Origin of the sequence: Rouxiella sp. WC2420 (assembly GCF_041200025.1) — a bacterium.
GTDB lineage: Bacteria > Pseudomonadota > Gammaproteobacteria > Enterobacterales > Enterobacteriaceae > Rouxiella.
Genome location: NZ_CP165628.1, coordinates 5,177,746 through 5,199,483 on the forward strand (window position 1 = coordinate 5,177,746; position 21,738 = coordinate 5,199,483).

Annotated in this window: 17 protein-coding genes; 11 read left to right on the forward strand and 6 right to left on the reverse strand. The window is 51.2% G+C overall.

The features are described 5' to 3' along the window. Positions 1 to 150 precede the first annotated feature (150 nt). Positions 151 to 768, forward strand: a complete 618-nt coding sequence (locus tag AB3G37_RS23840; protein WP_009638726.1) for a trimeric intracellular cation channel family protein — start codon at positions 151 to 153, stop codon at positions 766 to 768. 4 nt (positions 769 to 772) lie between these two features. On the opposite strand, the gene ligB is transcribed toward AB3G37_RS23840, so the two are convergent. Further along, positions 773 to 2,494, reverse strand: coding sequence for an NAD-dependent DNA ligase LigB (gene ligB, locus AB3G37_RS23845; RefSeq protein ID WP_369789271.1), 1,722 nt, complete (start codon positions 2,492 to 2,494; stop codon positions 773 to 775). A 279-nt stretch (positions 2,495 to 2,773) separates the two neighbouring features. On the opposite strand from ligB, the gene gmk reads away from it, so the two are divergent. The 7 genes from gmk to AB3G37_RS23880 all read left to right on the forward strand — a co-directional run bounded on the left by gmk (position 2,774) and on the right by AB3G37_RS23880 (position 12,031). Further along, positions 2,774 to 3,397: a guanylate kinase gene (gmk, locus tag AB3G37_RS23850; RefSeq protein WP_009638728.1), complete on the forward strand. Its 624-nt coding sequence runs from the start codon at positions 2,774 to 2,776 to the stop codon at positions 3,395 to 3,397. A gap of 54 nt (positions 3,398 to 3,451) precedes the next feature. Beyond that, entirely contained in the window at positions 3,452 to 3,733 is a 282-nt protein-coding gene (gene rpoZ / locus AB3G37_RS23855) for a DNA-directed RNA polymerase subunit omega (protein WP_009638729.1), read from the forward strand. Positions 3,734 to 3,747: 14 nt separating this feature from the next. Further along, the gene (gene spoT / locus AB3G37_RS23860; protein ID WP_009638730.1) at positions 3,748 to 5,856 is read left to right on the forward strand and encodes a bifunctional GTP diphosphokinase/guanosine-3',5'-bis pyrophosphate 3'-pyrophosphohydrolase; all 2,109 of its coding nucleotides are present in this window, start codon (positions 3,748 to 3,750) and stop codon (positions 5,854 to 5,856) included. A gap of 4 nt (positions 5,857 to 5,860) precedes the next feature. Next, positions 5,861 to 6,556, forward strand: coding sequence for a tRNA (guanosine(18)-2'-O)-methyltransferase TrmH (trmH, locus tag AB3G37_RS23865; RefSeq protein ID WP_009638731.1), 696 nt, complete (start codon positions 5,861 to 5,863; stop codon positions 6,554 to 6,556). Next, positions 6,553 to 8,634 carry an ATP-dependent DNA helicase RecG gene (gene recG / locus AB3G37_RS23870; RefSeq protein ID WP_369789272.1) on the forward strand — a complete coding sequence of 694 codons (2,082 nt, stop codon included), beginning with the start codon at positions 6,553 to 6,555 and terminating at the stop codon, positions 8,632 to 8,634. Before trmH ends, recG begins: the two co-directional genes overlap by 4 nt. A gap of 162 nt (positions 8,635 to 8,796) precedes the next feature. After that, positions 8,797 to 10,188 (forward strand): NCS2 family protein, encoded by a 1,392-nt coding sequence (locus AB3G37_RS23875; protein ID WP_369789273.1) that lies wholly within the window; start codon positions 8,797 to 8,799, stop codon positions 10,186 to 10,188. Between the two features lie 157 nt (positions 10,189 to 10,345). Continuing rightward, a complete protein-coding gene (locus tag AB3G37_RS23880; RefSeq protein ID WP_369789274.1) occupies positions 10,346 to 12,031 on the forward strand; it encodes an AsmA family protein in 1,686 nt (561 codons plus the stop codon). Between the two features lie 135 nt (positions 12,032 to 12,166). On the opposite strand, the gene fabY is transcribed toward AB3G37_RS23880, so the two are convergent. The 5 genes from fabY to typA all read right to left on the reverse strand — a co-directional run bounded on the left by fabY (position 12,167) and on the right by typA (position 17,109). Further along, a complete protein-coding gene (gene fabY, locus AB3G37_RS23885) occupies positions 12,167 to 13,099 on the reverse strand; it encodes a fatty acid biosynthesis protein FabY (RefSeq protein ID WP_009638736.1) in 933 nt (310 codons plus the stop codon). A 34-nt stretch (positions 13,100 to 13,133) separates the two neighbouring features. Then, positions 13,134 to 13,571, reverse strand: coding sequence for a D-aminoacyl-tRNA deacylase (gene dtd / locus AB3G37_RS23890; RefSeq protein WP_009638737.1), 438 nt, complete (start codon positions 13,569 to 13,571; stop codon positions 13,134 to 13,136). 7 nt (positions 13,572 to 13,578) lie between these two features. Next, entirely contained in the window at positions 13,579 to 14,451 is an 873-nt protein-coding gene (locus tag AB3G37_RS23895) for a virulence factor BrkB family protein (RefSeq protein ID WP_037379315.1), read from the reverse strand. A gap of 18 nt (positions 14,452 to 14,469) precedes the next feature. Further along, the gene (gene yihX, locus AB3G37_RS23900; protein ID WP_369789275.1) at positions 14,470 to 15,072 is read right to left on the reverse strand and encodes a glucose-1-phosphatase; all 603 of its coding nucleotides are present in this window, start codon (positions 15,070 to 15,072) and stop codon (positions 14,470 to 14,472) included. Between the two features lie 213 nt (positions 15,073 to 15,285). Then, complete coding sequence (typA, locus tag AB3G37_RS23905) at positions 15,286 to 17,109, reverse strand: ribosome-dependent GTPase TypA (RefSeq protein ID WP_009638740.1); 1,824 nt, start codon at positions 17,107 to 17,109, stop codon at positions 15,286 to 15,288. A 434-nt stretch (positions 17,110 to 17,543) separates the two neighbouring features. On the opposite strand from typA, the gene glnA reads away from it, so the two are divergent. From glnA to glnG, 3 genes are all read left to right on the forward strand, one after another. Further along, a complete protein-coding gene (glnA, locus tag AB3G37_RS23910) occupies positions 17,544 to 18,953 on the forward strand; it encodes a glutamate--ammonia ligase (protein WP_009638741.1) in 1,410 nt (469 codons plus the stop codon). A 250-nt stretch (positions 18,954 to 19,203) separates the two neighbouring features. After that, positions 19,204 to 20,253, forward strand: a complete 1,050-nt coding sequence (gene glnL / locus AB3G37_RS23915; protein WP_009638742.1) for a nitrogen regulation protein NR(II) — start codon at positions 19,204 to 19,206, stop codon at positions 20,251 to 20,253. 7 nt (positions 20,254 to 20,260) lie between these two features. Then, positions 20,261 to 21,673, forward strand: coding sequence for a nitrogen regulation protein NR(I) (glnG, locus tag AB3G37_RS23920; RefSeq protein ID WP_009638743.1), 1,413 nt, complete (start codon positions 20,261 to 20,263; stop codon positions 21,671 to 21,673). Positions 21,674 to 21,738 lie beyond the last annotated feature (65 nt).

Genomic DNA, 21,738 nt, shown 5'->3' on the forward strand with positions numbered 1-21,738 from the left:
AAAAAATCCAATTAAATAAGCATCTTATTAGACTTATACATTAGATTAAATAATTTGAATTGGCTCTTTTAAAAAAACTCAGTCGAGGCTACCCTCAAAGCTAATTACTCTATAGTGAGTAATCTTCCGCGTATTTGACTGGCGAAATCTATGTTGCTCACTGTTCTTTATATCATTGGCATAACTGCCGAAGCGATGACTGGCGCGCTTGCGGCTGGCCGTAGAAAGATGGATGTTTTCGGCGTCATTATCATTGCCTGCGCCACAGCAATAGGCGGTGGTACTGTGCGCGATATGGTATTAGGGCACTACCCTCTAGGCTGGGTGAAACATCCACAATATGTTCTGATTGTTGCTGCTGCAGCTATTGTGACCACTTGGCTAGCACCTTTGATGAAGCATCTGCGCAAACTGTTTCTGGTGCTCGATGCTCTGGGCTTGGTGGTGTTTTCTATTATAGGTACACAAATCGCACTGGATACCGGTCATGGCCCGCTGATTGCCTCTATCGCCGCTGTCATCACAGGCGTTTTTGGCGGCGTGCTTCGCGACATGCTGTGCAATCAAATTCCTTTAGTGTTTCAAAAAGAGATTTACGGCGGCATCTCCTTTGCTTCAGCCTGGATCTACATTTTCTTGCAATATCTGTCCGTACCACAAAATCTGGTAGTCATCGCAACGCTGTTAATTGGCTTTGCCGCCCGCCTGCTGGCGCTGCGCTTTAAGCTTGGCTTACCTGTGTTTAACTACCCGGATTCTGAACACTAGCAGTTTATTCTACAAGGCTACTGGCCTGGCTAAAGGCCGGTATTCCTTCTTGCATCAGTTTTTCAACCATCGCGACTACCTCGGGATGCTCGATAAACCGACGGATTAGCGAAGTACTTTTTACACCAACACCCGGCATCGCCTGCCACTGCTCTGGCGTGATTGCTCTTAATTCAAGCCAATTCGTTGCATTGCCTGTATTTAGCCCCGCGGCAGGAAACCCCAGTGCAGCCATCCATTTTTTAAAGCTTTTTTGCCGCGCAAGTTCTATTTGAGCCAATAACTTACCTGCCTGTTTCTCACTAATACCCGGAACGGCTACCAGCTGTCGATGTGTCAATTCAAGCCAACTCACTAAGCCAGGCAACAGATTAGCATCCAGTAATTTACTCCAGGTCGCCAAGCCCAGCCCCGTGATATTTAACCCCTGTGGTCCACTGAGCCAGGCAAGTCGTGACAGGAACTGCTCGCGGCACTGGTTATAAGGTGTAAAGCACGTGAAGGCATCGAGTTTCGAATCTGGAATGAATTTAGAAAGGTTTTTTTCATCTCGTACAGCGACCCGCCAGACCACCTCGTCAATACGCGGAATTCCCTGGCCTGCCAAACTGATAGCCACCCGGTCACCAATAATAATGTCCCACTTTTTCAGTCTCGCAGGTGAACCCAAACTGACTCTGGAGACCTGTTTATCATCCAGCATGATCGGGTTTAAATGCAGAACTACCGATCTCTTCCCGCTTCTACCCACTGTCATTTCAATTCCCGTTACGTCCGTCAGTTTGCGCACGACTGGATACTTCCACGCTACGGCCCAATTGGCGGGGCGGTTGCGCCAAAAACGCCCTTCCGGCTCATCCTGCTGGCGGATAACTATTCCGTCAGTGGTGAAAGGCAGCGGCGCCTGATACCAATTTTCTCGCCATTGCTTAGCCTGCTCAAAATTTTCAACCGGGTGCGTAAATTCGGCAGTTAATGGAAATCCCATCTCTTTTAGTCGCTGAACTCGTGATTGCATTTCCAACGGGCCGTCCGGCCATTCCCAGATAAAAATTCCGATCTCCGGCATTCGCTGTGACGAAGAGCGACGCATCATCGCTCCTGCAACTTTCGAACGGGCATTTAGCCCTCCTGACGCATTCTGATGATGACCGCTCATCATCAGAAATAGCTCGCCCTGTAAAACCAGCCGCTCAGAGGTAGCAGGAATTTTTTGGGGGATTGCGGCTATGTCCATCGCCTTATGAGTCCAATCTTGGCCATAAAGGCCATCACCCCGGCTCAGCAACGAAACCAAGTTTCCCTGCTCATAAACGAGGGTAACCGCTACACCATCCACCTTAGGCTGCACCCAGAGGTTGTTTCTGTTGTTCATCCAACGATTAACAGCCGCGGCATCAGGGAGTTTCTTGAGACCCGTATGGGCAAACGGATGACTTATTTTTGCAGTGCCTCTGGGCAAAGACGGTGGCTCAGAAGGCTGGCTTGCACAGTGCAGCCAAAATTGATGCTTCTCACTCAGGCTATCGTAGGTAGCATCATCAATCGCACTAACTCCAAGCTGGTGATATTGAACATCCCAGCTTTTCAGTTGCACCGACAGTTGGTTTATTTCTTTTGCCCATCTTGATTCGGACCACGAAGGGCAAGCAGGTTCAGAAGCGCCACAGGCGCTCCGAATAATAATTAATCCCAAAAACAAAGCAGTGAAATTCAAATAGCGCATGGCGACTCTCCTTGTTGCGCTTATTCAATGCCTTTACCTTTGCCATAACCAGCGGCATTGAACATTCTTTCGAGAGGTCGCGGAAACTTATTTCAGAATTACATAATTGCCATTTATTAATGGAATAAGCCTCGCAAAAAGATGAGTCAGGGCTGTTTTATGCCGATTACTTGCGTTCAAATGTGTCGGAACGCTGCACCCTAAGCGGTGAACGTGTATACTGTGCCGAAGATCACTCTTCTGTATTTTCATTTCAACCCAATCAGCTGAAACGTCAACATGGTCCAAGGCACTTTATATATTGTCTCCGCCCCCAGTGGAGCAGGTAAATCAAGTCTGATTCAGGCTTACCTAAAAACTCAACCGCTCTACGATACGCAGGTCTCGATTTCTCACACAACCCGTCAAGTCAGGCCGGGCGAGAATCACGGCGAGCATTATTATTTTGTCTCCAAAGACGAATTCTGCGAGATGATCGAGAGAGATGAGTTTTTAGAACATGCGCAAGTGTTCGATAATTATTACGGCACTTCCCGCAAAGCCATTGAGCAGGTTTTAGCTTCTGGCGTTGATGTATTTTTAGATATCGACTGGCAGGGCGCGCAGCAGATTCGCCAGCGCATGCCTCAGGCGCGCAGTATTTTCGTGCTGCCTCCGTCGAAAGATGAACTCGATCGCCGCCTTCGTGGCCGCAATCAAGACAGTGAAGAAGTTATCGCTAAACGCATGGCTCAAGCCGTTGCTGAAATGACGCACTTTGCTGAATATGACTATTTAATTGTGAATGATGATTTTGATTTGGCTTTATCCGATCTTAAAACCATTATTCGTGCAGAACGTCTTCGTCTGAGCCGTCAAAAGCTCCGTCATGACGGATTAATCACCAAACTATTGGCAGACTGAAGACACTTTCAGTATTATGCCCAGTCTTTCGTCACCCTGTGGAGTAGCACATATATGGCACGCGTAACTGTTCAAGACGCTGTAGAAAAAATTGGTAACCGTTTTGACCTGGTGTTGGTGGCTGCTCGTCGCGCTCGCCAGCTGCAATCTGGTGGTAAAGATCCACTGGTCGCTGAAGAAAACGACAAATTCACCGTTATTGCCCTGCGTGAAATCGAAGAAGGTCTGATCACCAATCAGATCCTCGACGCTCGCGATCGTCAGGAGCAAAAAGACCAAGAAGCCACTGAAATTCAAGCGGTTACTGCTATCGCCGAAGGTCGCCGTCCAACCTAATCAGCGGGTCTATCTTGTACATCTTTGAAAGCCTGAATCAGCTGATTCAAAAATACCTGCCAGAGGACCAGATCAAGCGCCTCGTGCAGGCATACCTCGTCGCGCGGGACGCGCACGAGGGTCAGACACGCTCGAGCGGTGAGCCGTACATTACTCACCCGGTAGCCGTGGCCTGTATCTTAGCTGAAATGAGACTCGACCATGAGACCTTGATGGCGGCGCTGTTACATGACGTCATTGAAGACACGCCTGCGACTTACCAAGACATGGAGCAGTTATTTGGTAAAAGCGTGGCCGAACTGGTTGAAGGTGTTTCAAAGCTAGACAAGCTGAAATTCCGCGACAAAAAGGAAGCCCAGGCGGAGAACTTCCGCAAGATGATCATGGCGATGGTGCAAGATATCCGCGTCATTTTGATCAAACTGGCTGACCGCACCCATAATATGCGCACGCTGGGTTCTCTTCGCCCAGACAAACGTCGCCGCATTGCCCGTGAAACGCTGGAGATATACAGTCCTCTGGCGCACAGGCTGGGTATACATCACCTTAAAACCGAGCTTGAAGAGCTAGGTTTTGAGGCGCTTTACCCCAACCGCTATCGCGTTATCAAAGAAGTGGTGAAAGCCGCGCGTGGTAACCGTAAAGAGATGATCCAGAAAATCCTCTCCGAGATTGAGGGACGCCTGACCGAAGCCGGCATTCAATGTCGGGTTAGCGGGCGTGAAAAGCACCTCTACTCGATTTACCTCAAGATGCACCTGAAAGAGCAGCGTTTCCATTCCATTATGGATATCTATGCTTTTCGAGTGATCGTAAAGGAAGTCGATACCTGCTATCGCGTTCTCGGACAGGCCCATAGCCTCTATAAGCCTCGTCCGGGCAGAGTCAAAGATTATATTGCCATTCCAAAAGCCAACGGCTATCAATCGCTGCATACTTCTTTGATAGGCCCGCACGGCGTGCCTGTTGAGGTACAGATCCGTACTGAAGATATGGATCAGATGGCAGAAATGGGTGTGGCAGCGCACTGGGCTTATAAAGAGAACGGCGAAAGCAACGGCACAACGGCACAAATCCGCGCACAGCGCTGGTTGCAGAGCCTGCTTGAGTTACAGCAGAGCGCGGGTAACTCCTTTGAATTCATCGAGAGCGTTAAATCTGACCTCTTCCCTGATGAAATCTATGTCTTTACTCCGGAAGGCCGCATTGTCGAGCTGCCTGCTGGCGCAACACCGGTCGACTTTGCTTATGCAGTACACACCGATATAGGTCATGCCTGTGTAGGTGCACGCGTCGACAGACAGCCTTATCCGCTTTCGCAGCCGCTGACCAGCGGCCAGACCATAGAGATCATTACTGCTCCGGGCGCGCGTCCGAATGCGGCGTGGCTAAACTTTGTGGTCAGTTCCAGAGCGCGAGCAAAAATTCGCCAGATGCTGAAAAATCTTAAACGTGACGATTCCGTTTCACTGGGTCGCCGTTTGTTGAATCACGCATTTGGTAGCGGTCGTAAAATCAGCGATCTGCCACCAGAAAACATCCGCAAAGAGCTTGATCGCATGAAGCTCGGCGAGATGGACGACCTGCTGGCAGAAATCGGTCTGGGCAACGCCATGAGTTTGGTGGTGGCTAAAAACCTGATGGGCGACCAGTCATCAATGGCGACCTCGGGTTCTCGCAATCTGCCAATCAAGGGTGCAGAAGGCGTACTTATCACCTTCGCCAAGTGTTGCCGTCCGATTCCGGGTGACCCGATTATTGCTCACGTCAGTCCAGGCAAAGGTTTGGTAGTACACCATGAATCGTGCCGTAACATCCGTGGCTACCAGAAAGAGCCTGAGAAATTTATGGCTGTGGAATGGGATGACCAGGAAACTGAGCAAGAATTTATCGCCGAAATTAAAGTCGATATGTTCAATCATCAGGGTGGATTAGCGAATCTGACCGCCGCGATTAATGCCGCGCAGTCAAATATTCAGAGCCTGAGCAGCGAAGAAAAAGACGGTCGCGTCTACAGCGCGATTATTCGCCTGAGTACTCGTGACCGCGTACATCTGGCCAACATTATGCGTAAAATTCGTATCATGCCGGATGTGATTAAAGTTACCCGTAATAGAAACTGACCTGATGACTCCTGAACGTTATGCGCGCATACGCGAAATGCTGGCAGCCCGACAACCTGATCTGACCGTTTGTATGGAACAGGTACATAAACCGCATAACGTTTCAGCCGTGATTCGCACCGCCGATGCCGTAGGCGTCAATGAAGTCCACGCCGTTTGGCCCACCAGCAGAATGAAAACCCAAGGCTCTTTTGCTGCCGGGGCCAATAGCTGGGTGCAGGTTAAAACGCATAAAACAATTCAGGAAGCCGTTGCCAAAATGAAGGCAATGGGTATGCAGATTTTAGCGACCAACTTGTCAGAGAAAGCCGTAGATTTCCGCGCCATCGACTATACCCGCCCGACCTGTATTCTCCTCGGTCAGGAAAAAACGGGTATCACCCCCGAAGCTTTAGCTCTGGCAGACAGCGATATCATCATCCCTATGGTCGGCATGGTGCAATCACTCAACGTTTCGGTGGCCTCGGCGCTGATTCTCTACGAGGCCCAGCGCCAACGGGAAAATGCCGGGATGTATCAGCGCGAAACCAGCCTGTTAAAAGAAAAAGAACAGCAACGCCTGCTGTTCGAAGGGGGTTATCCGGTGCTGGCCAATGTTGCCAAGCGAAAAAAACTGCCTCGCCCGTTTATTGACGAGACTGGCAGTATTGTCGCTGACGATGCCTGGTGGGCCGCTATGCAAATGACGGTTGCCAGATGAAGGGCCGCCTGCTCGATGCCGTTCCGCTTACGTCCCTGACCGGCGTTGGCGCAAGTCAGGCAGAAAAGCTCGCTAAAATCGGCCTCGAAACTATTCAGGATCTGCTGCTTCACCTGCCTTTGCGCTATGAAGATCGCACACGTCTTTATGCTATCAATGATTTACTGCCCGCGATTTACGCCACCGTTGAAGGTGAAGTGTTGCGTACCGACATTAGTTTTGGTCGTCGCCGCATGCTGACCTGTCAGATTAGCGACGGTACGGGGCTGCTTACACTACGTTTTTTCAATTTTAACGCAGCTATGAAAAACAGCCTGGCACCTGGCCGACGCGTAACTGCTTATGGTGAAATCAAACGTGGAACGATTGGCGCAGAAATCATTCATCCTGAATATCGCGTTCAGGGCGAGAACAGTGAAGTAGTGTTGCAAGAATCGCTGACGCCGGTGTATCCGACTACTGAAGGCATTCGTCAGGCAACCTTGCGTAAACTGACCGATCAGGCGTTATCACTGCTTGATACCCAACCTATTGCCGAACTTCTGCCACAAGAGCTAAGCCGTTCGCTGATGCCGCTATCGCAGGCATTGCATCTGCTGCACCGACCACCGCCCGATATGCAGCTTGCCGATCTTGAAAAAGGCCAGCATCCTGCCCAACGTCGGCTGATTATGGAAGAACTCCTGGCACATAATCTCAGCATGTTGGCGGTTCGCGCCGGAACACAGAGTTACAAAGCTCTGCCGCTGGTCAAAGACCACAAGCTGATGGACGCATTTCTGGCATCTCTGCCGTTTAAACCAACCAACGCTCAGAGTCGCGTGGTCGGCGAAATCGAGCATGACCTAGCTTTAGGTTATCCAATGATGCGTCTGGTACAGGGCGATGTTGGCTCGGGAAAAACGCTGGTTGCCGCTCTCGCCGCACTTTGCGCAATTGCTCAGGGCAAGCAGGTAGGCCTGATGGCACCAACAGAGTTATTGGCAGAGCAGCACGCTAATAACTTTCGCCAGTGGTTTGAACCGCTCGGCATTCAGGTCGGTTGGCTGGCAGGAAAGCAAAAGGGCAAAGCGCGTATCGCACAGCAAGAGGCGATTGCCAGCGGACAAGTTTCAATGGTTGTCGGCACGCACGCCATCTTCCAGGAACAAATTCAGTTTTCGGCACTGGCCTTGGTTATTATCGACGAGCAGCACCGTTTCGGCGTGCACCAGCGTCTGGCGCTGTGGGAAAAAGGCAAACAGCAGGGTTTTCATCCGCATCAGCTGATCATGACCGCCACTCCAATCCCGCGCACGCTGGCGATGACCGCCTATGCAGATCTCGACACTTCGGTGATCGATGAACTGCCACCGGGCCGCACGCCGGTGACCACCGTTGCGATCCCCGATACTCGCCGTAGCGACATTATCCAACGGGTGAAAAGTGCCTGCGTGGAAGAAAATCGTCAAGCTTATTGGGTCTGCACGCTAATTGAAGAGTCAGAAATGCTCGAGGCTCAGGCCGCGGAAGCTACTTGGGAAGGTCTGAAAGTCGCCCTGCCGGAGCTGAAAATCGGTCTGGTTCATGGCCGTATGAAAGCTCAGGAAAAGCAGGCAGTGATGCAGGCTTTTAAGCAGGGTGAAATTCAACTGCTGGTCGCCACCACGGTAATTGAAGTTGGTGTTGACGTGCCAAACGCCAGTCTGATGATTATTGAAAACCCCGAGCGACTCGGGCTAGCACAGCTGCACCAGCTTCGCGGCCGCGTTGGCCGTGGTGCTATCGCCTCTCACTGTGTGCTGTTGTATAAAACGCCTTTAAGCAAAACGGCACAAAAGCGGCTGCAAGTTTTACGTGACAGTAATGATGGCTTTGTGATTGCTCAGCAGGATTTGGAGATCCGCGGCCCAGGTGAACTGCTTGGCACACGCCAAACCGGCAGCGCTGAATTCAAAGTTGCCGATCTGCTTCGTGACCAGGCAATGATCCCTGAAGTTCAGCGTATCGCCCGCCATATTCAGCAACAGTATCCTGAACATGCCAAAGCGTTGATCGAGCGCTGGCTCCCGGAACGTGCCCGCTATACCAACGCCTGATCTTCTCTCAATAGCAAACATCTTCACAGCGCGATAATTTTGAACCTCTTCATGCTGGCTTATCTCTAATTATCCACTAAAAATGCTGATAGCAACCGATTGCTTTTATCCTCGATATCATGAAAAATGCCCGCTTTGCGGCTAACCGGGGAAATGCCCAACGTGACTACACAACCAGCCGAGCCAGAAGCTCAGCGCCAGACGGCAGAAACGCCGCGCAGCAGTGAATTAATTTATCGATTAGAAGACCGTCCGCCGTTGCCACAGACAGTGTTTGCGGCCTGCCAGCATTTACTGGCCATGTTTGTTGCGGTGATTACTCCGGCATTGTTGATTTGCCAGGCTTTAGGCCTGCCAGCGCAGGATACTCAGCACATCATCAGCATGTCGCTGTTCGCCTCTGGTTTAGCGTCAATCCTGCAAATTAAAACCTGGGGACCCGTCGGATCGGGCCTGCTGTCGATTCAAGGCACCAGCTTCAACTTTGTTTCTCCTTTGATCATGGGCGGTATGGCGCTGAAAAATGGCGGTGCCACCGTTCCTGTCATGATGGCGGCGCTGTTCGGCACACTCATGGTCGCCTCCTGTACCGAGATCCTGCTTTCACGGGTGTTACACCTCGCTCGCCGTATCATCACCCCGTTGGTATCCGGCATCGTGGTGATGATCATCGGCCTGTCACTCATTCAAGTGGGCCTGACCTCAATTGGCGGCGGTTACTCGGCAATGAGTGACCACACCTTTGGTTCACCGAAAAACCTGATTCTGGCAGCCATCGTTTTGGTGGTGATTATCCTGCTGAACCGCCAGCGTAATCCTTACCTGCGAGTGGCTTCTTTGGTGATTGCCATGGCCGTCGGTTATATCGTTGCCTGGGCAATGGGCATGTTGCCTGTGTCTGCACCAGCCGTAGCCACGCATCTGATCACCATTCCAACTCCGCTGTATTACGGACTCGGGTTTGACTGGAATCTGCTGGTTCCGTTGATGCTTATCTTTATGGTGACCTCGCTGGAAACCATTGGCGATATTACCGCGACCTCCGACGTTTCGGAGCAACCGGTCAGCGGCCCAATTTATATGAAGCGCATCAAGGGCGGCGTGCTGGCCAATGGCCTTAATTCGATGCTTTCTGCCGTGTTCAACACATTCCCCAACTCCTGTTTTGGCCAGAACAATGGCGTGATCCAACTGACCGGCGTTGCCAGCCGTTATGTCGGATTCGTAGTTGCATTGATGCTGATCGTGCTCGGTTTGTTCCCGGCGGTGGCGGGTTTTGTGCAGCACATTCCTGAACCGGTTCTGGGCGGCGCAACCATCGTAATGTTCGGCACTATCGCAGCCTCGGGTGTGCGCATCGTTTCACGCGAACGCCTCAATCGCCGCGCGATCATGATTATGGCGCTGTCGTTGGCCGTCGGCATGGGCGTATCGCAGCAGCCATTAATCTTGCAATTCGCTCCTGACTGGCTGAAAACGCTGCTCTCTTCCGGTATCGCTGCTGGCGGTATTACCGCTATCGTGCTGAATTTGATCTTCCCGCGCGAGCCTTGAGATTCAAAACTTAACGCAAATACCACCACGGCGGCAGGGTTATCCCTCCCGCCGTTTTTTTTGCCTGTAACATGGTAACCTATTGAGAAAGATTGCTGATTACGGCATAAACAATTGTACGTTTTTCCGACTTACCCAACGGATATGGATTGCGACGATGAAATTTCTCGGTAAATTGCTGCTGACACTCGTTATGTTGTTGGTTCTGGCAATCGTCATACTGTACTTATTATTGCAAACACGCTGGGCCGCTGGCTCGATTAGCCGTTGGGTAACCGAGAACAGCCAATATCGCCTGTCCATAGATGAAGTCGATCACTCCTGGTCTGCTCCTTCGCGCATCTCGCTTAACGGTGTGAAATTCGCCGAGAAAAATAAACCTGATGTTCTTGATGCAGGTGAGGTCGATTTAGACCTGAGCTGGCGTCAAATTACAAATCCATACTATTTTGACCGCGTGGTGCTAGTTAACGGCAGGCTGAATCTCTCCCCCGATCCGCTGACTCTTCCGTTGCAGGCAAATACCTTGCAGCTGAATAATATTTCGCTGGACGGTGACATCGAGCAATGGAAAGTCGTTGGCACCAACGTTAATGCCGGCATCACGCCTTGGCAACCAACGAAAACCGCAGTTTTGGGCAATAACGCGCAATTCCAACTCAGTGCTGACACGCTGGCGCTGGACACTATTCCGGCCAGCAACGTATTGATTCAAGGGAGAATTGATAACCAGCAGCTGACCCTGAGCAATTTTGGTGCCGATATGTCACGCGGGCAACTGACCGGCAAGGCCAGCCGCGGCAGTGACGGTAGCTGGACTCTGGACAACCTGCGCCTGAGCCATGTCCGACTGCAAAGCTCGCTACCGCTCTCCGCTTTTTGGCAGGAATTCATCAAACTGCCGAAAGTAGATATCAAACGCTTTGACCTTATTGACGCCCGTTTGCAGGGCAATAATTGGGCATTTAGCGATTTGGATTTGACGGTAACCGATTTGACTCTCGAAAAAGGAGACTGGCAAAGCACTGATGGCCAGCTTTCGTTGAATGCCACAGACCTGATCGACGGTAATCTGCATTTCAACGATCCTAATATTAATCTCGACCTAACGCCGCAAGGCATTAATATCAGGCAGTTTTCGACTCGATGGGAAGGCGGTTTACTGCGCACCTCGGGCAACTGGGAGCGTGCCAGCCACAATCTGAATCTTGATGAGTTAAGCATTGCTGCCTTGGAGTACACGCTGCCGCAAAACTGGCGTCAGCTGTGGCTCGATGCTTTGCCGGATTGGCTTTCAGACGTCACAGTCAGCAAATTCACGGCCAACCGTAACCTGATCATCGATATTTCCCCGGAATTCCCGTGGCAGATTACCGGTGTTGAAGGTTATGGTACTGACCTTAAGCTGGCAGAAAACCATCAGTGGGGGATTTGGTCGGGCAAACTGAATCTTAATGCCGGTGACGCAACCTTTAACAAGAATGACGTTCGACGCCCTTCTCTGGCGCTGGAAGCCAGTGCCGACAAGCTCAACATTACCGGGCTTAGCGCGTACACCAAAGAAGGTTTACTTGAGGCCACCGCTACCATTAGCCAGCAGCCGCAGCGTAATTTTACCGTGAATCTAAACGGCCGCGCGGTGCCTGCCAATGAACTGCAAAACTGGGGCTGGCCGCAGATCCCGTTGCAGGGCAATGTGAACATGCAATTGACTCTGCAAGGGCAGATGCCCGCCAACGTCGATTTCAAACCAACGTTGAGTGGCACGCTGCACGCCACGGCAAACGAGGGCAAGCAGATACAGCAGCAGATGAGCCAAGGTGTGACTGGCCCGGCTCAGTAGATAAAATTTATTCTTTAAACAGCTAAACGCCCTAAGTCATTGGAGTTGTAGCAAGGCGGCAAGTCCCCAGGAGCTTACACAGGTAAGTAACTGGGGTGCGCCTGTGTAGCTACAGCTTCAAGTACGACGGGGCTTTCAGTTTATAGCCGGTTCAAGAGGAGCATCGGCGGAGGCCGGGAGAACCAGATAAGTCCCCTCAAATATCGCACCCTCGCCTTCATCCCCCATCAGTTGCACATCTAATTGCACCCGCGCCTTGCGCCCTTTCGCCAGACGATCCAAATCTCCGCTAATTGAACTGAGATCGGCTATCGCCCTTGGACGCCCAGTGACCGGCGAACTATAGCGGATGTGTGCATCGGCCAGCACGATGGTGCCGCCAAGATGACGTTCGCGCAGTAGCAGCCAAATCAGGCCCCAACCGGTTAAGGTTGCCAGTGAAAACAGGCTTCCGGCAAACAGTGTATGGTGCGGATTTTGGTTACCTGTTTCCGGCATAGTCGTCACAAAACGCTGGCCGGTGTACTGGCTGATCCGCACGCCCATCTTCTCGCTCAGAGGAATGTGATCATACCAGGCCTGCTGAAGCTGCCCGCACCAGTCTGGGCGATGCAAAATATCATCCAGCGTTTCGACCGGTTTGATCATCAAAAAGTGACGCACCGGCGTGGTCTGCGGCGTGGTGATCTCGCCCTGATTAATGAATCCCAAGGTAGCAAAGAACTCGACGGCATCTTCACGGGCGCTACACACTACACGTTTGACCCCTTCCTGACGCGCGACGGATTCCAGCGTCATTGCGACCAGCGTTCCAAGCCCTTTCGCCTGTACGTCGGGATCTACCGCCAGAAAGCGAATAGAGGCTTCATTGTCAGCATTGATATACAAGCGCCCTACGGCGACTGTTCTTCCTTGCTCATCGACCACCATCTGGTGATGGGCCATGGCATCATAAGCATCACGCTCCGATCCCTCTGGTTGATGAAGAGGCTTGCGCAGCATTTCCCAACGAAATTTATAATAAGCAGCTAATTCTGATTCAGTAACGGGAACTCTAAGGTGATACATAGATGCTTTCTCTCTCAGGCAGTGCGGCGTTGCTTTAAACCTGCAACCAGAAGGTTACTGGCCCGTCATTGACTAAGGCCACCTTCATGTCCGCTGCAAAACGGCCGGTTTCGGTATGGATGCCCTTCTCGCGGCACTGACCATAAAAATATTGATAAAGCCTGTCGGCATCTGCAGGAGCTGCGCCACGCGAAAAGCCGGGACGCGTGCCCTTCTGGGTGTCCGCAACCAGGGTAAACTGTGAAACCACCAGCAGACTCCCTCCCGCCTGGGTCACATTTAAATTCATCTTGTCGTCGCTGTCGGCAAACACGCGATAGGCCGCCACTTTTTCACACAGCTTTTTGGCTTTTTGCTCGTCGTCTCCCTGTTCAACGCCCAGCAATACCAGTAATCCCGAGCCAATTTTCCCGCAGACTTCGCCATCTATCGTCACGCTGGCTTCTAAAACACGTTGAATTAGTGCAATCATAACTGCCTTATTTCTCCTGCGTCGCGGCCTGTTGTGCTTCGGCCGCCTCGAGTTCTTTAGCTCTGTACTCGCCCAGTGTGATGGTGATTTCTGCCCCTAACAATACGATACACCAGCTCACGTAGACCCATAAAAATAATATCGGGATCACCGCCAATACACCATAAATCAGCTGATAAGAAGGGAATAGCTGAACATAAAGGGCAAAAATTTTCTTACCTAACTCGAACAACGCACCCGCCACCAACGCGCCAATTAGCGCGTCGTGATAAGGAACTCGAGCTTTGGGCACAATCGAATACAGCAGGAAGAATGTTATCCACGAGATTAACAGCGGCAGTGCACGCAACATCCAGTCAACGAGGGAATGAACGCCGTTGAGGCTCAGCCAGTTAAGCGATAAAAGGTAAGAACTGACTGCCACGCTGGCCACCAGCAGGATTGGCCCCAAAGTCAGCACCATCCAGTACACCGCAAAAGAATAAACGATGGGCCGTTTGGTGTGGCTGTTCCAAATTTTGTTCAGCACGCTGTCTACCGAGGCAATCAACAGCAGCGAGGTGACTATCAGTCCGCAAGTCCCCACCGCCGTCATTCTGCTCGAGTTGGCAACGAACTGTTCAAGATAGTGCTGAATAATGTTGCCGGTTGCTGGCAAAAAATTGGCAAAGATAAAATCTTTCAGCTGAGTACTAATGTCGGAGAACACCGGAAAAAGCGCAAATAGCGAGAATACCACGGCTATCAGCGGCACCAGCGAAAGCAAAGAGACATAGGCCAGATGGCCCGCCAACAAGGTTAGTCCATCGTTGTCGGCGCGCTTGATCAACATATGACTAAAACGGGCAGCACACTTCAGTCTCGGATGGAGCCTCGGCATTCTTACATCCTTTCAAACTTAGGTGATTTGGTTTCCAGAAAAATGACGCGGCAGTGTCTGGTCATCTGAAACCAGAATGGCCTGGATGCCAAGAGAGCTGGCAGCATTGACGTTTTCGGCTACATCATCAAAGAACACAGCTTCCTGTGCGCTGAATCCTTCTTTATCCAACACATATTGGAAGATTGCCGGATCAGGTTTACGCAGGCCGATCTCTTGAGACAAGTATAACGCATCGGCATTTTGCTCAACTTCTGGGTAGTGAGTTGGCCAGTGCTCAAGATGCAGGTTATTGGTGTTGGATAAAACCACCACGCGATGACCCTGCTCGCGAAGGTCTTTCATCACAGCGATAGCATCGGGACGCAGGCTGACAAAAATCGATTGCCATCCGGCACTGAACTGCTCAAAGCTCAGGGCGATCCCCATCTCGTTGCACAGCGATTCGGCAAACTGTTCATCGCTGATTTCGCCACGCTCGTGCTGCTGAAACACCTCACCCATAGTGAATCGTTCCATTAGATGTGCCAGCGGGGTTCCACTGAGATTGCTCCATACGCCCAGCACACGTTTGAAATCTATATCAATTAACACGTTGCCCATATCAAATATATACAGCATTGCACGCTCCTGATTTCAAAGATGAAGCTTACTTTATTGATAACTTACTTCATTGGTAAATAGTAGGTTATGGGTAAATAGAGGTTAGCGGTAAATCTTGGCTCTGAACAGTGACACGGATAGAAGCTTGATGCTTGTTTAATGAAAAAATAGGTAAAAAAAAGAGCACCCAAAGGTGCTCTTATGACAACAAACGTTTAACCGGGAAGAAGATTAAGCTTCTTTAGGACCACGGCTAGCACGTTTACGGTCGTTCTCGGTCAGGTGGCGTTTACGGATACGCACAGACAGAGGAGTAACTTCTACCAATTCGTCATCATCCAGGAACTCGATGGCTTGTTCCAGAGACATTTTGATAGCAGGAACCAAAGTTGTTGCTTCGTCAGTACCTGAAGCACGCATGTTGGTCAATTTCTTACCAGTCAGGCAGTTAACAGTCAGGTCGTTGGAACGTGAGTGAATACCGATAACCTGGCCTTCATACACTTCCGCACCGTGACCCAGGAACAGTTTACCGCGATCTTGCAGACCGAACAGAGCAAATGCAACTGCTTTACCCTGGCCGTTAGAGATAAGCACGCCGTTCTGACGCTGGCCGATGTCACCCTGACGAACGTCGTCATAGTGGCTGAATGTTGAGTACAGCAGACCGGTACCAGAAGTCATGGTCATGAATTCGGTACGGAAACCGATCAGGCCACGAGCCGGGATCAGGTAATCGAGACGAATACGGCCTTTGCCGTCAGGGATCATGTCCTTAACGTCGCCTTTACGCTCACCCATGGCTTGCATGACTGAACCCTGGTGTTGCTCTTCGATATCCAAAGTCACGTTTTCGAACGGCTCTTGCATGCGGCCATCGATTTTACGGTTGATAACTTTAGGACGAGAAACAGCCAGCTCGAAACCTTCACGACGCATGTTTTCGATCAGAACCGACAGGTGAAGTTCACCACGGCCTGAAACGCGGAATGCGTCGGAGTCTTCGGTTTCTTCAACACGCAGTGCAACGTTGTGCACCAGCTCTTTGTTCAGACGGTCAAGGATCTGACGTGAAGTCACATACTTACCTTCTTTACCACAGAACGGAGAGGTGTTTACGTTGAAGTACATGGTAACGGTTGGTTCATCAACGCTCAGAGCTGGCAGCGCTTCGACATTCTGTGGATCACAGATGGTGTCGGAGATGTTCAGTTCGCCCAGACCGGTGATTGCGATGATATCGCCCGCTTCGGCGGTAGCAGCTTCGATACGCTCAAGACCCATGTGGGTCAGAACTTTACCGACTTTACCGTTGCGAGTTTTGCCTTCGCTATCAATGATAGTGACTTGCTGGTTAACTTTAGCTACACCGCGTTTGATACGGCCGATGCCGATAACGCCAACGTAGTTGTTATAGTCCAGCTGGGAGATTTGCATCTGCAGTGGGCCATTGCTGTCAACCTGTGGAGCAGATACGTGGTCAACGATTGCCTGGTACAGCGGAGTCATGTCTTCGGCCATATCGTTATGGTCGGTACCCGCGATACCCATCAGTGCAGAAGCATAGATGATAGGGAAATCAAGTTGCTCATCGGTAGCATCAAGGTTTACGAACAGGTCGAATACCTGGTCTACAACCCAGTCAGGACGCGCGCCAGGGCGGTCGACCTTGTTGATTACCACGATCGGCTTCAGACCGTTAGCAAATGCTTTCTTGGTCACGAAGCGGGTTTGCGGCATAGGGCCATCCATTGCATCCACAACCAGCAGCACCGAGTCAACCATTGACATCACACGCTCTACCTCACCGCCGAAGTCGGCGTGTCCTGGGGTATCAACGATGTTGATGCGATAGTCTTTCCAATTAATGGCGGTGTTTTTTGCGAGGATGGTAATCCCACGCTCTTTCTCCAAATCGTTGGAGTCCATTACGCGCTCGGTGGCTTCTACACGCTCTCCGAAAGTTCCGGATTGCTGCAGCAGTTTATCAACCAGGGTAGTTTTACCATGGTCAACGTGGGCAATAATGGCGATGTTACGCAAATTTTCGATCACAGCTTTGCCTCAGGCATTTAGAAATATAGAAATAGCGCGCTATTGTACACGTATTAGGCTAGGTTCTAAACAAGTTCACAAGATTCTCTTCGAAACAAGTTCTGTCTGGTTAATTAACGATCCCTTTCACGGTGCAAAAGTCTCTCTGACCCAAAATGGCGCACCAATTTGGGTCACTACTGGCGTGACGATGAACCAAAATGGTGCATAAATCCCGTTATGGTGCATACTAACTATCCATGCAACCCGCATAGAATGGCTTTCACACCTCTTTATCAAAGTTGGCACAGATTTCGCAACCGTTAACCAAGGGTGAAAAGAGACTTATCAGAGCAATTAGAAAAGCTGTTTAAGCCACACGCCATTTTCAACAATGTTTGTTTATTCGTTTCGTTACACGACGATGACATAATGAGAAATTCGGGAGAACTAGTATGTCCGCTGAACACGTTTTTGCGATTATCAAGGAAAATGAAGTCAAATTCATTGACCTTCGCTTCACTGACACCAAGGGTAAAGAACAGCACGTAACCATTCCATCTCATCAGGTAAGCCCTGATTTCTTCGAAGATGGTAAAATGTTCGATGGTTCATCTATCGGCGGCTGGAAAACTATCAACGACTCAGACATGGTTCTGATGCCAGATCCAAGCACTGCGGTTCTTGACCCGTTCTTTGAAGAATCAACCTTGATCATCCGTTGCGACATCGTTGAACCAAACACGCTGCAAGGTTATGACCGTGACCCGCGTTCAACTGCAAAACGTGCTGAAGACTTCCTGAAATCTTCAGGCATCGCGGACACCGTTCTGTTCGGACCTGAGCCAGAGTTCTTCCTGTTTGATGACGTTCGCTTCGGCAGCAGCATCTCTGGTTCTCATGTTGCTATCGACGATATCGAAGGCGCATGGAACTCAAGCACCAAATACGAAGGCGGCAACAAAGGCCACCGTCCAGCAGTTAAAGGCGGTTACTTCCCGGTTCCTCCTGTCGACTCAGCTCAGGATCTGCGTTCTACCATGTGTCTGACCATGGAAGAAATGGGCCTGGTTGTTGAAGCTCACCACCATGAAGTTGCTACCGCTGGCCAGAACGAAGTGGCAACCCGCTTCAACACCCTGACCAAAAAAGCTGACGAAATCCAAATCTACAAATACGTGGTTCACAACGTGGCTCACGCATTTGGCAAAACTGCGACCTTTATGCCAAAACCAATGTTTGGCGATAACGGTTCAGGCATGCACTGCCACATGTCTCTGTCCAAAGACGGTAATAACCTGTTCTCTGGCGACAAATACGGCGGCCTGTCTGAAACTGCGCTGTACTACATCGGTGGTATCATCAAGCACGCAAAAGCAATCAACGCGTACGCCAACCCGACTACCAACTCCTACAAACGTCTGGTCCCAGGCTACGAAGCCCCTGTTATGCTGGCTTACTCAGCGCGTAACCGTTCTGCTTCTATCCGTATTCCACACGTTTCCAGCCCTAAAGCCATGCGTATCGAAGCTCGCTTCCCTGATCCAGCGGCTAACCCATACCTGGCGTTTGCTGCACTGCTGATGGCTGGCCTCGACGGCATCATCAACAAAATCCATCCTGGCGATGCGATGGACAAAGACCTGTACCACCTGCCACCAGAAGAAGCGGCAGAGATCCCACAGGTTGCAGGCTCTCTGGAAGAAGCATTGAACTGTCTGGATGCAGACCGTGAGTTCCTGACTCGTGGTGGCGTATTCACCAACGACGCTATCGATGCTTACATCGCACTGCGTGTTGAAGAAAACGATCGTATTCGCATGACGCCACACCCAGTAGAGTTCGAACTGTACTACAGCGTTTAATTTAACGTTGTAGCGCAACGGGAGTGGATGGGTTCGCTCCCTGAGCCGAGCTTTACTCTGCGCCGCCGCCCTTTGCTGGCAACGACGGCGCAGAACAAAAAATATCGAGATATTTTTGTTGCCGTGGAAATTTCTAGCCCATCTCCGGATGGGCTTTTTTCTCCACGCTACTTTCCTGTTTGACACCTCTGACCCGACTGTTTGGCGGGTAGCGGTTTAAATGCACCAATCAGGTGCGGGAGACTGCTGTATGGCAACTGGCAAGCTGCCCGATGCTGGGCAGATCCTCAATTCTCTTATCAACAGCGTTCTGCTGTTGGACGACGAATTGGCCGTGCATTACGCCAATCCGGCGGCTCAGCAATTATTAGCGCAGAGTTCACGCAAGCTTTTCGGGACACCACTGCCCGATCTAGTGGGCTACTTTTCGCTCAATATCGAGCTTATGCGTGAAAGTATCGAGGCTGGGCAAGGGTTTACCGACAGCGAAGTCACCCTGGTGGTCGACGGTCGTGCGCATATTATGTCGCTGACCGCACAGTCTTTGCCGGAAGGTTTTATCTTGATTGAACTGGCGCCGATGGATAACCAGCGTCGCTTGAGTCAGGAACAGCTTCAGCACGCGCAGCAGGTTGCCGCAAGGGATCTGATCCGCGGACTGGCACATGAAATTAAAAATCCGCTGGGCGGTTTACGCGGCGCGGCGCAGCTGCTGTCAAAAGCGCTTCCCGATCCTGCCCTGCTGGAATATACCAAGGTCATTATCGAGCAGGCCGACAGATTACGTAATCTGGTGGACCGCCTGTTAGGCCCGCAGCGCCCGAGTCAGCACATCACACAAAGCATCCATCAGGTTGCCGAGCGTGTTTGCCAACTGGTGTCGATGGAAAAACCTGACAACGTCCAACTGGTTCGTGATTACGATCCAAGCTTGCCGGAACTGGCCCACGACCCGGATCAAATAGAGCAGATTCTGCTCAACATTACCCGGAATGCCTTGCAGGCATTGGGAGAAGAAGGCGGCACAATTACGCTAAGAACGCGTACCGCTTTCCAGATTACCTTGCACGGTGTGCGTTATCGCCTGGTGGCTCGCATTGATATTGAAGATGACGGTCCCGGCGTACCTGCGCATCTGCAGGATACACTTTTTTACCCTATGGTCAGTGGCCGCGAAGGGGGAACAGGTCTGGGCCTGTCCATCGCGCGCAGTTTGATTGACCAGCATTCGGGTAAAGTTGAATTTAACAGTTGGCCAGGACACACCGAATTCTCGGTTTTCCTGCCTATTCGCCAGTGAGGTTCTTATGCAACGAGGGATAGTCTGGATCGTCGATGACGATAGCTCCATCCGCTGGGTTCTTGAACGCGCGCTCACTGGGGCGGGTTTAAACTGCACCACGTTCGACAGCGGCAATGAAGTGCTGGAAGCCATTGCGACTCAAACCCCTGACGTTTTGTTATCAGATATTCGCATGCCCGGAATGGATGGGTTGGCGCTGTTAAAACAAATCAAACAACGTCATCCGATGTTGCCGGTGATTATCATGACCGCGCATTCTGATTTGGACGCGGCGGTCAGCGCATACCAACAGGGCGCATTTGATTATTTGCCGAAACCTTTTGATATCGACGAAGCGGTTGCCCTGGTTGAACGTGCTATCAGCCATTATCAGGAACAACAGCAGCCGGCGCGGAGCCAGCCTGCCAGTGGCCCAACGGCGGATATTATCGGTGAAGCGCCAGCGATGCAGGACGTGTTTCGCATCATTGGTCGTCTTTCCCGGTCATCAATAAGTGTGTTGATCAACGGCGAATCAGGAACGGGTAAAGAGCTGGTTGCTCACGCCCTGCATCGTCACAGTCCACGAGCCAAAGCGCCGTTTATCGCATTGAACATGGCGGCTATTCCCAAAGACTTGATCGAGTCAGAACTGTTTGGTCATGAGAAAGGGGCCTTTACCGGCGCTAATCAGATCCGTCAGGGACGTTTTGAACAGGCCGATAACGGCACCTTATTTCTGGATGAAATCGGCGATATGCCGATGGATGTTCAGACCCGTTTGCTGCGCGTTTTGGCCGATGGTCAGTTCTATCGCGTAGGCGGCTATGCGCCAGTGAAAGTGGACGTGCGTATCATTGCCGCAACCCACCAGAACCTGGAGCTGCGCGTACAGGAAGGCAAATTCCGTGAGGACTTGTTCCACCGCCTGAACGTAATTCGCGTACATTTGCCACCGCTGCGTGAACGCCGTGAAGATATTCCACGTCTGGCGCGTTATTTCCTGCAAGTTGCCGCTAAAGAGTTGGGTGTTGAAGCCAAGAATCTTCATCCAGAGACTGAAACGGCACTGACGCGTTTACCGTGGCAGGGCAACGTGCGCCAGTTAGAGAACACCTGTCGCTGGTTAACAGTGATGGCGGCCGGTCAGGAAGTATTGATTCAGGACTTGCCTTCTGAGTTGTTTGAAAGCAGCGCGCCGGAGACCGGTGGGCAAAGTCTGCCTGACAGCTGGGCAACCTTGCTGGCACAGTGGGCCGATCGCGCGCTGCGCTCCGGTCATCAAAACCTTCTTTCAGAAGCACAGCCAGAAATGGAACGCACTCTACTGACCACCGCGCTGCGCCATACGCAAGGTCACAAGCAAGAAGCTGCAAGACTGCTAGGCTGGGGACGTAACACGCTTACCCGCAAGCTTAAAGAATTGGGCATGGAATAAATTCGCTGCATCTTGATTTAAGGTAAGTTAACTTAAGAGATGTTAAAGTTTCAGGCAGTGTCGCG

What these genes read in the sequence shown, in the direction of transcription:
- AB3G37_RS23840 (WP_009638726.1), top strand. Translation starts at nt 151, where the DNA reads ATGTTGCTCACTGTTCTTTATATCATTGGCATAACTGCCGAAGCGATG.
- ligB (WP_369789271.1), bottom strand. Translation starts at nt 2,494, where the DNA reads ATGCGCTATTTGAATTTCACTGCTTTGTTTTTGGGATTAATTATTATT.
- gmk (WP_009638728.1), top strand. Translation starts at nt 2,774, where the DNA reads ATGGTCCAAGGCACTTTATATATTGTCTCCGCCCCCAGTGGAGCAGGT.
- rpoZ (WP_009638729.1), top strand. Translation starts at nt 3,452, where the DNA reads ATGGCACGCGTAACTGTTCAAGACGCTGTAGAAAAAATTGGTAACCGT.
- trmH (WP_009638731.1), top strand. Translation starts at nt 5,861, where the DNA reads ATGACTCCTGAACGTTATGCGCGCATACGCGAAATGCTGGCAGCCCGA.
- recG (WP_369789272.1), top strand. Translation starts at nt 6,553, where the DNA reads ATGAAGGGCCGCCTGCTCGATGCCGTTCCGCTTACGTCCCTGACCGGC.
- AB3G37_RS23880 (WP_369789274.1), top strand. Translation starts at nt 10,346, where the DNA reads ATGAAATTTCTCGGTAAATTGCTGCTGACACTCGTTATGTTGTTGGTT.
- fabY (WP_009638736.1), bottom strand. Translation starts at nt 13,099, where the DNA reads ATGTATCACCTTAGAGTTCCCGTTACTGAATCAGAATTAGCTGCTTAT.
- dtd (WP_009638737.1), bottom strand. Translation starts at nt 13,571, where the DNA reads ATGATTGCACTAATTCAACGTGTTTTAGAAGCCAGCGTGACGATAGAT.
- AB3G37_RS23895 (WP_037379315.1), bottom strand. Translation starts at nt 14,451, where the DNA reads ATGCCGAGGCTCCATCCGAGACTGAAGTGTGCTGCCCGTTTTAGTCAT.
- yihX (WP_369789275.1), bottom strand. Translation starts at nt 15,072, where the DNA reads ATGCTGTATATATTTGATATGGGCAACGTGTTAATTGATATAGATTTC.
- glnA (WP_009638741.1), top strand. Translation starts at nt 17,544, where the DNA reads ATGTCCGCTGAACACGTTTTTGCGATTATCAAGGAAAATGAAGTCAAA.
- glnL (WP_009638742.1), top strand. Translation starts at nt 19,204, where the DNA reads ATGGCAACTGGCAAGCTGCCCGATGCTGGGCAGATCCTCAATTCTCTT.
- glnG (WP_009638743.1), top strand. Translation starts at nt 20,261, where the DNA reads ATGCAACGAGGGATAGTCTGGATCGTCGATGACGATAGCTCCATCCGC.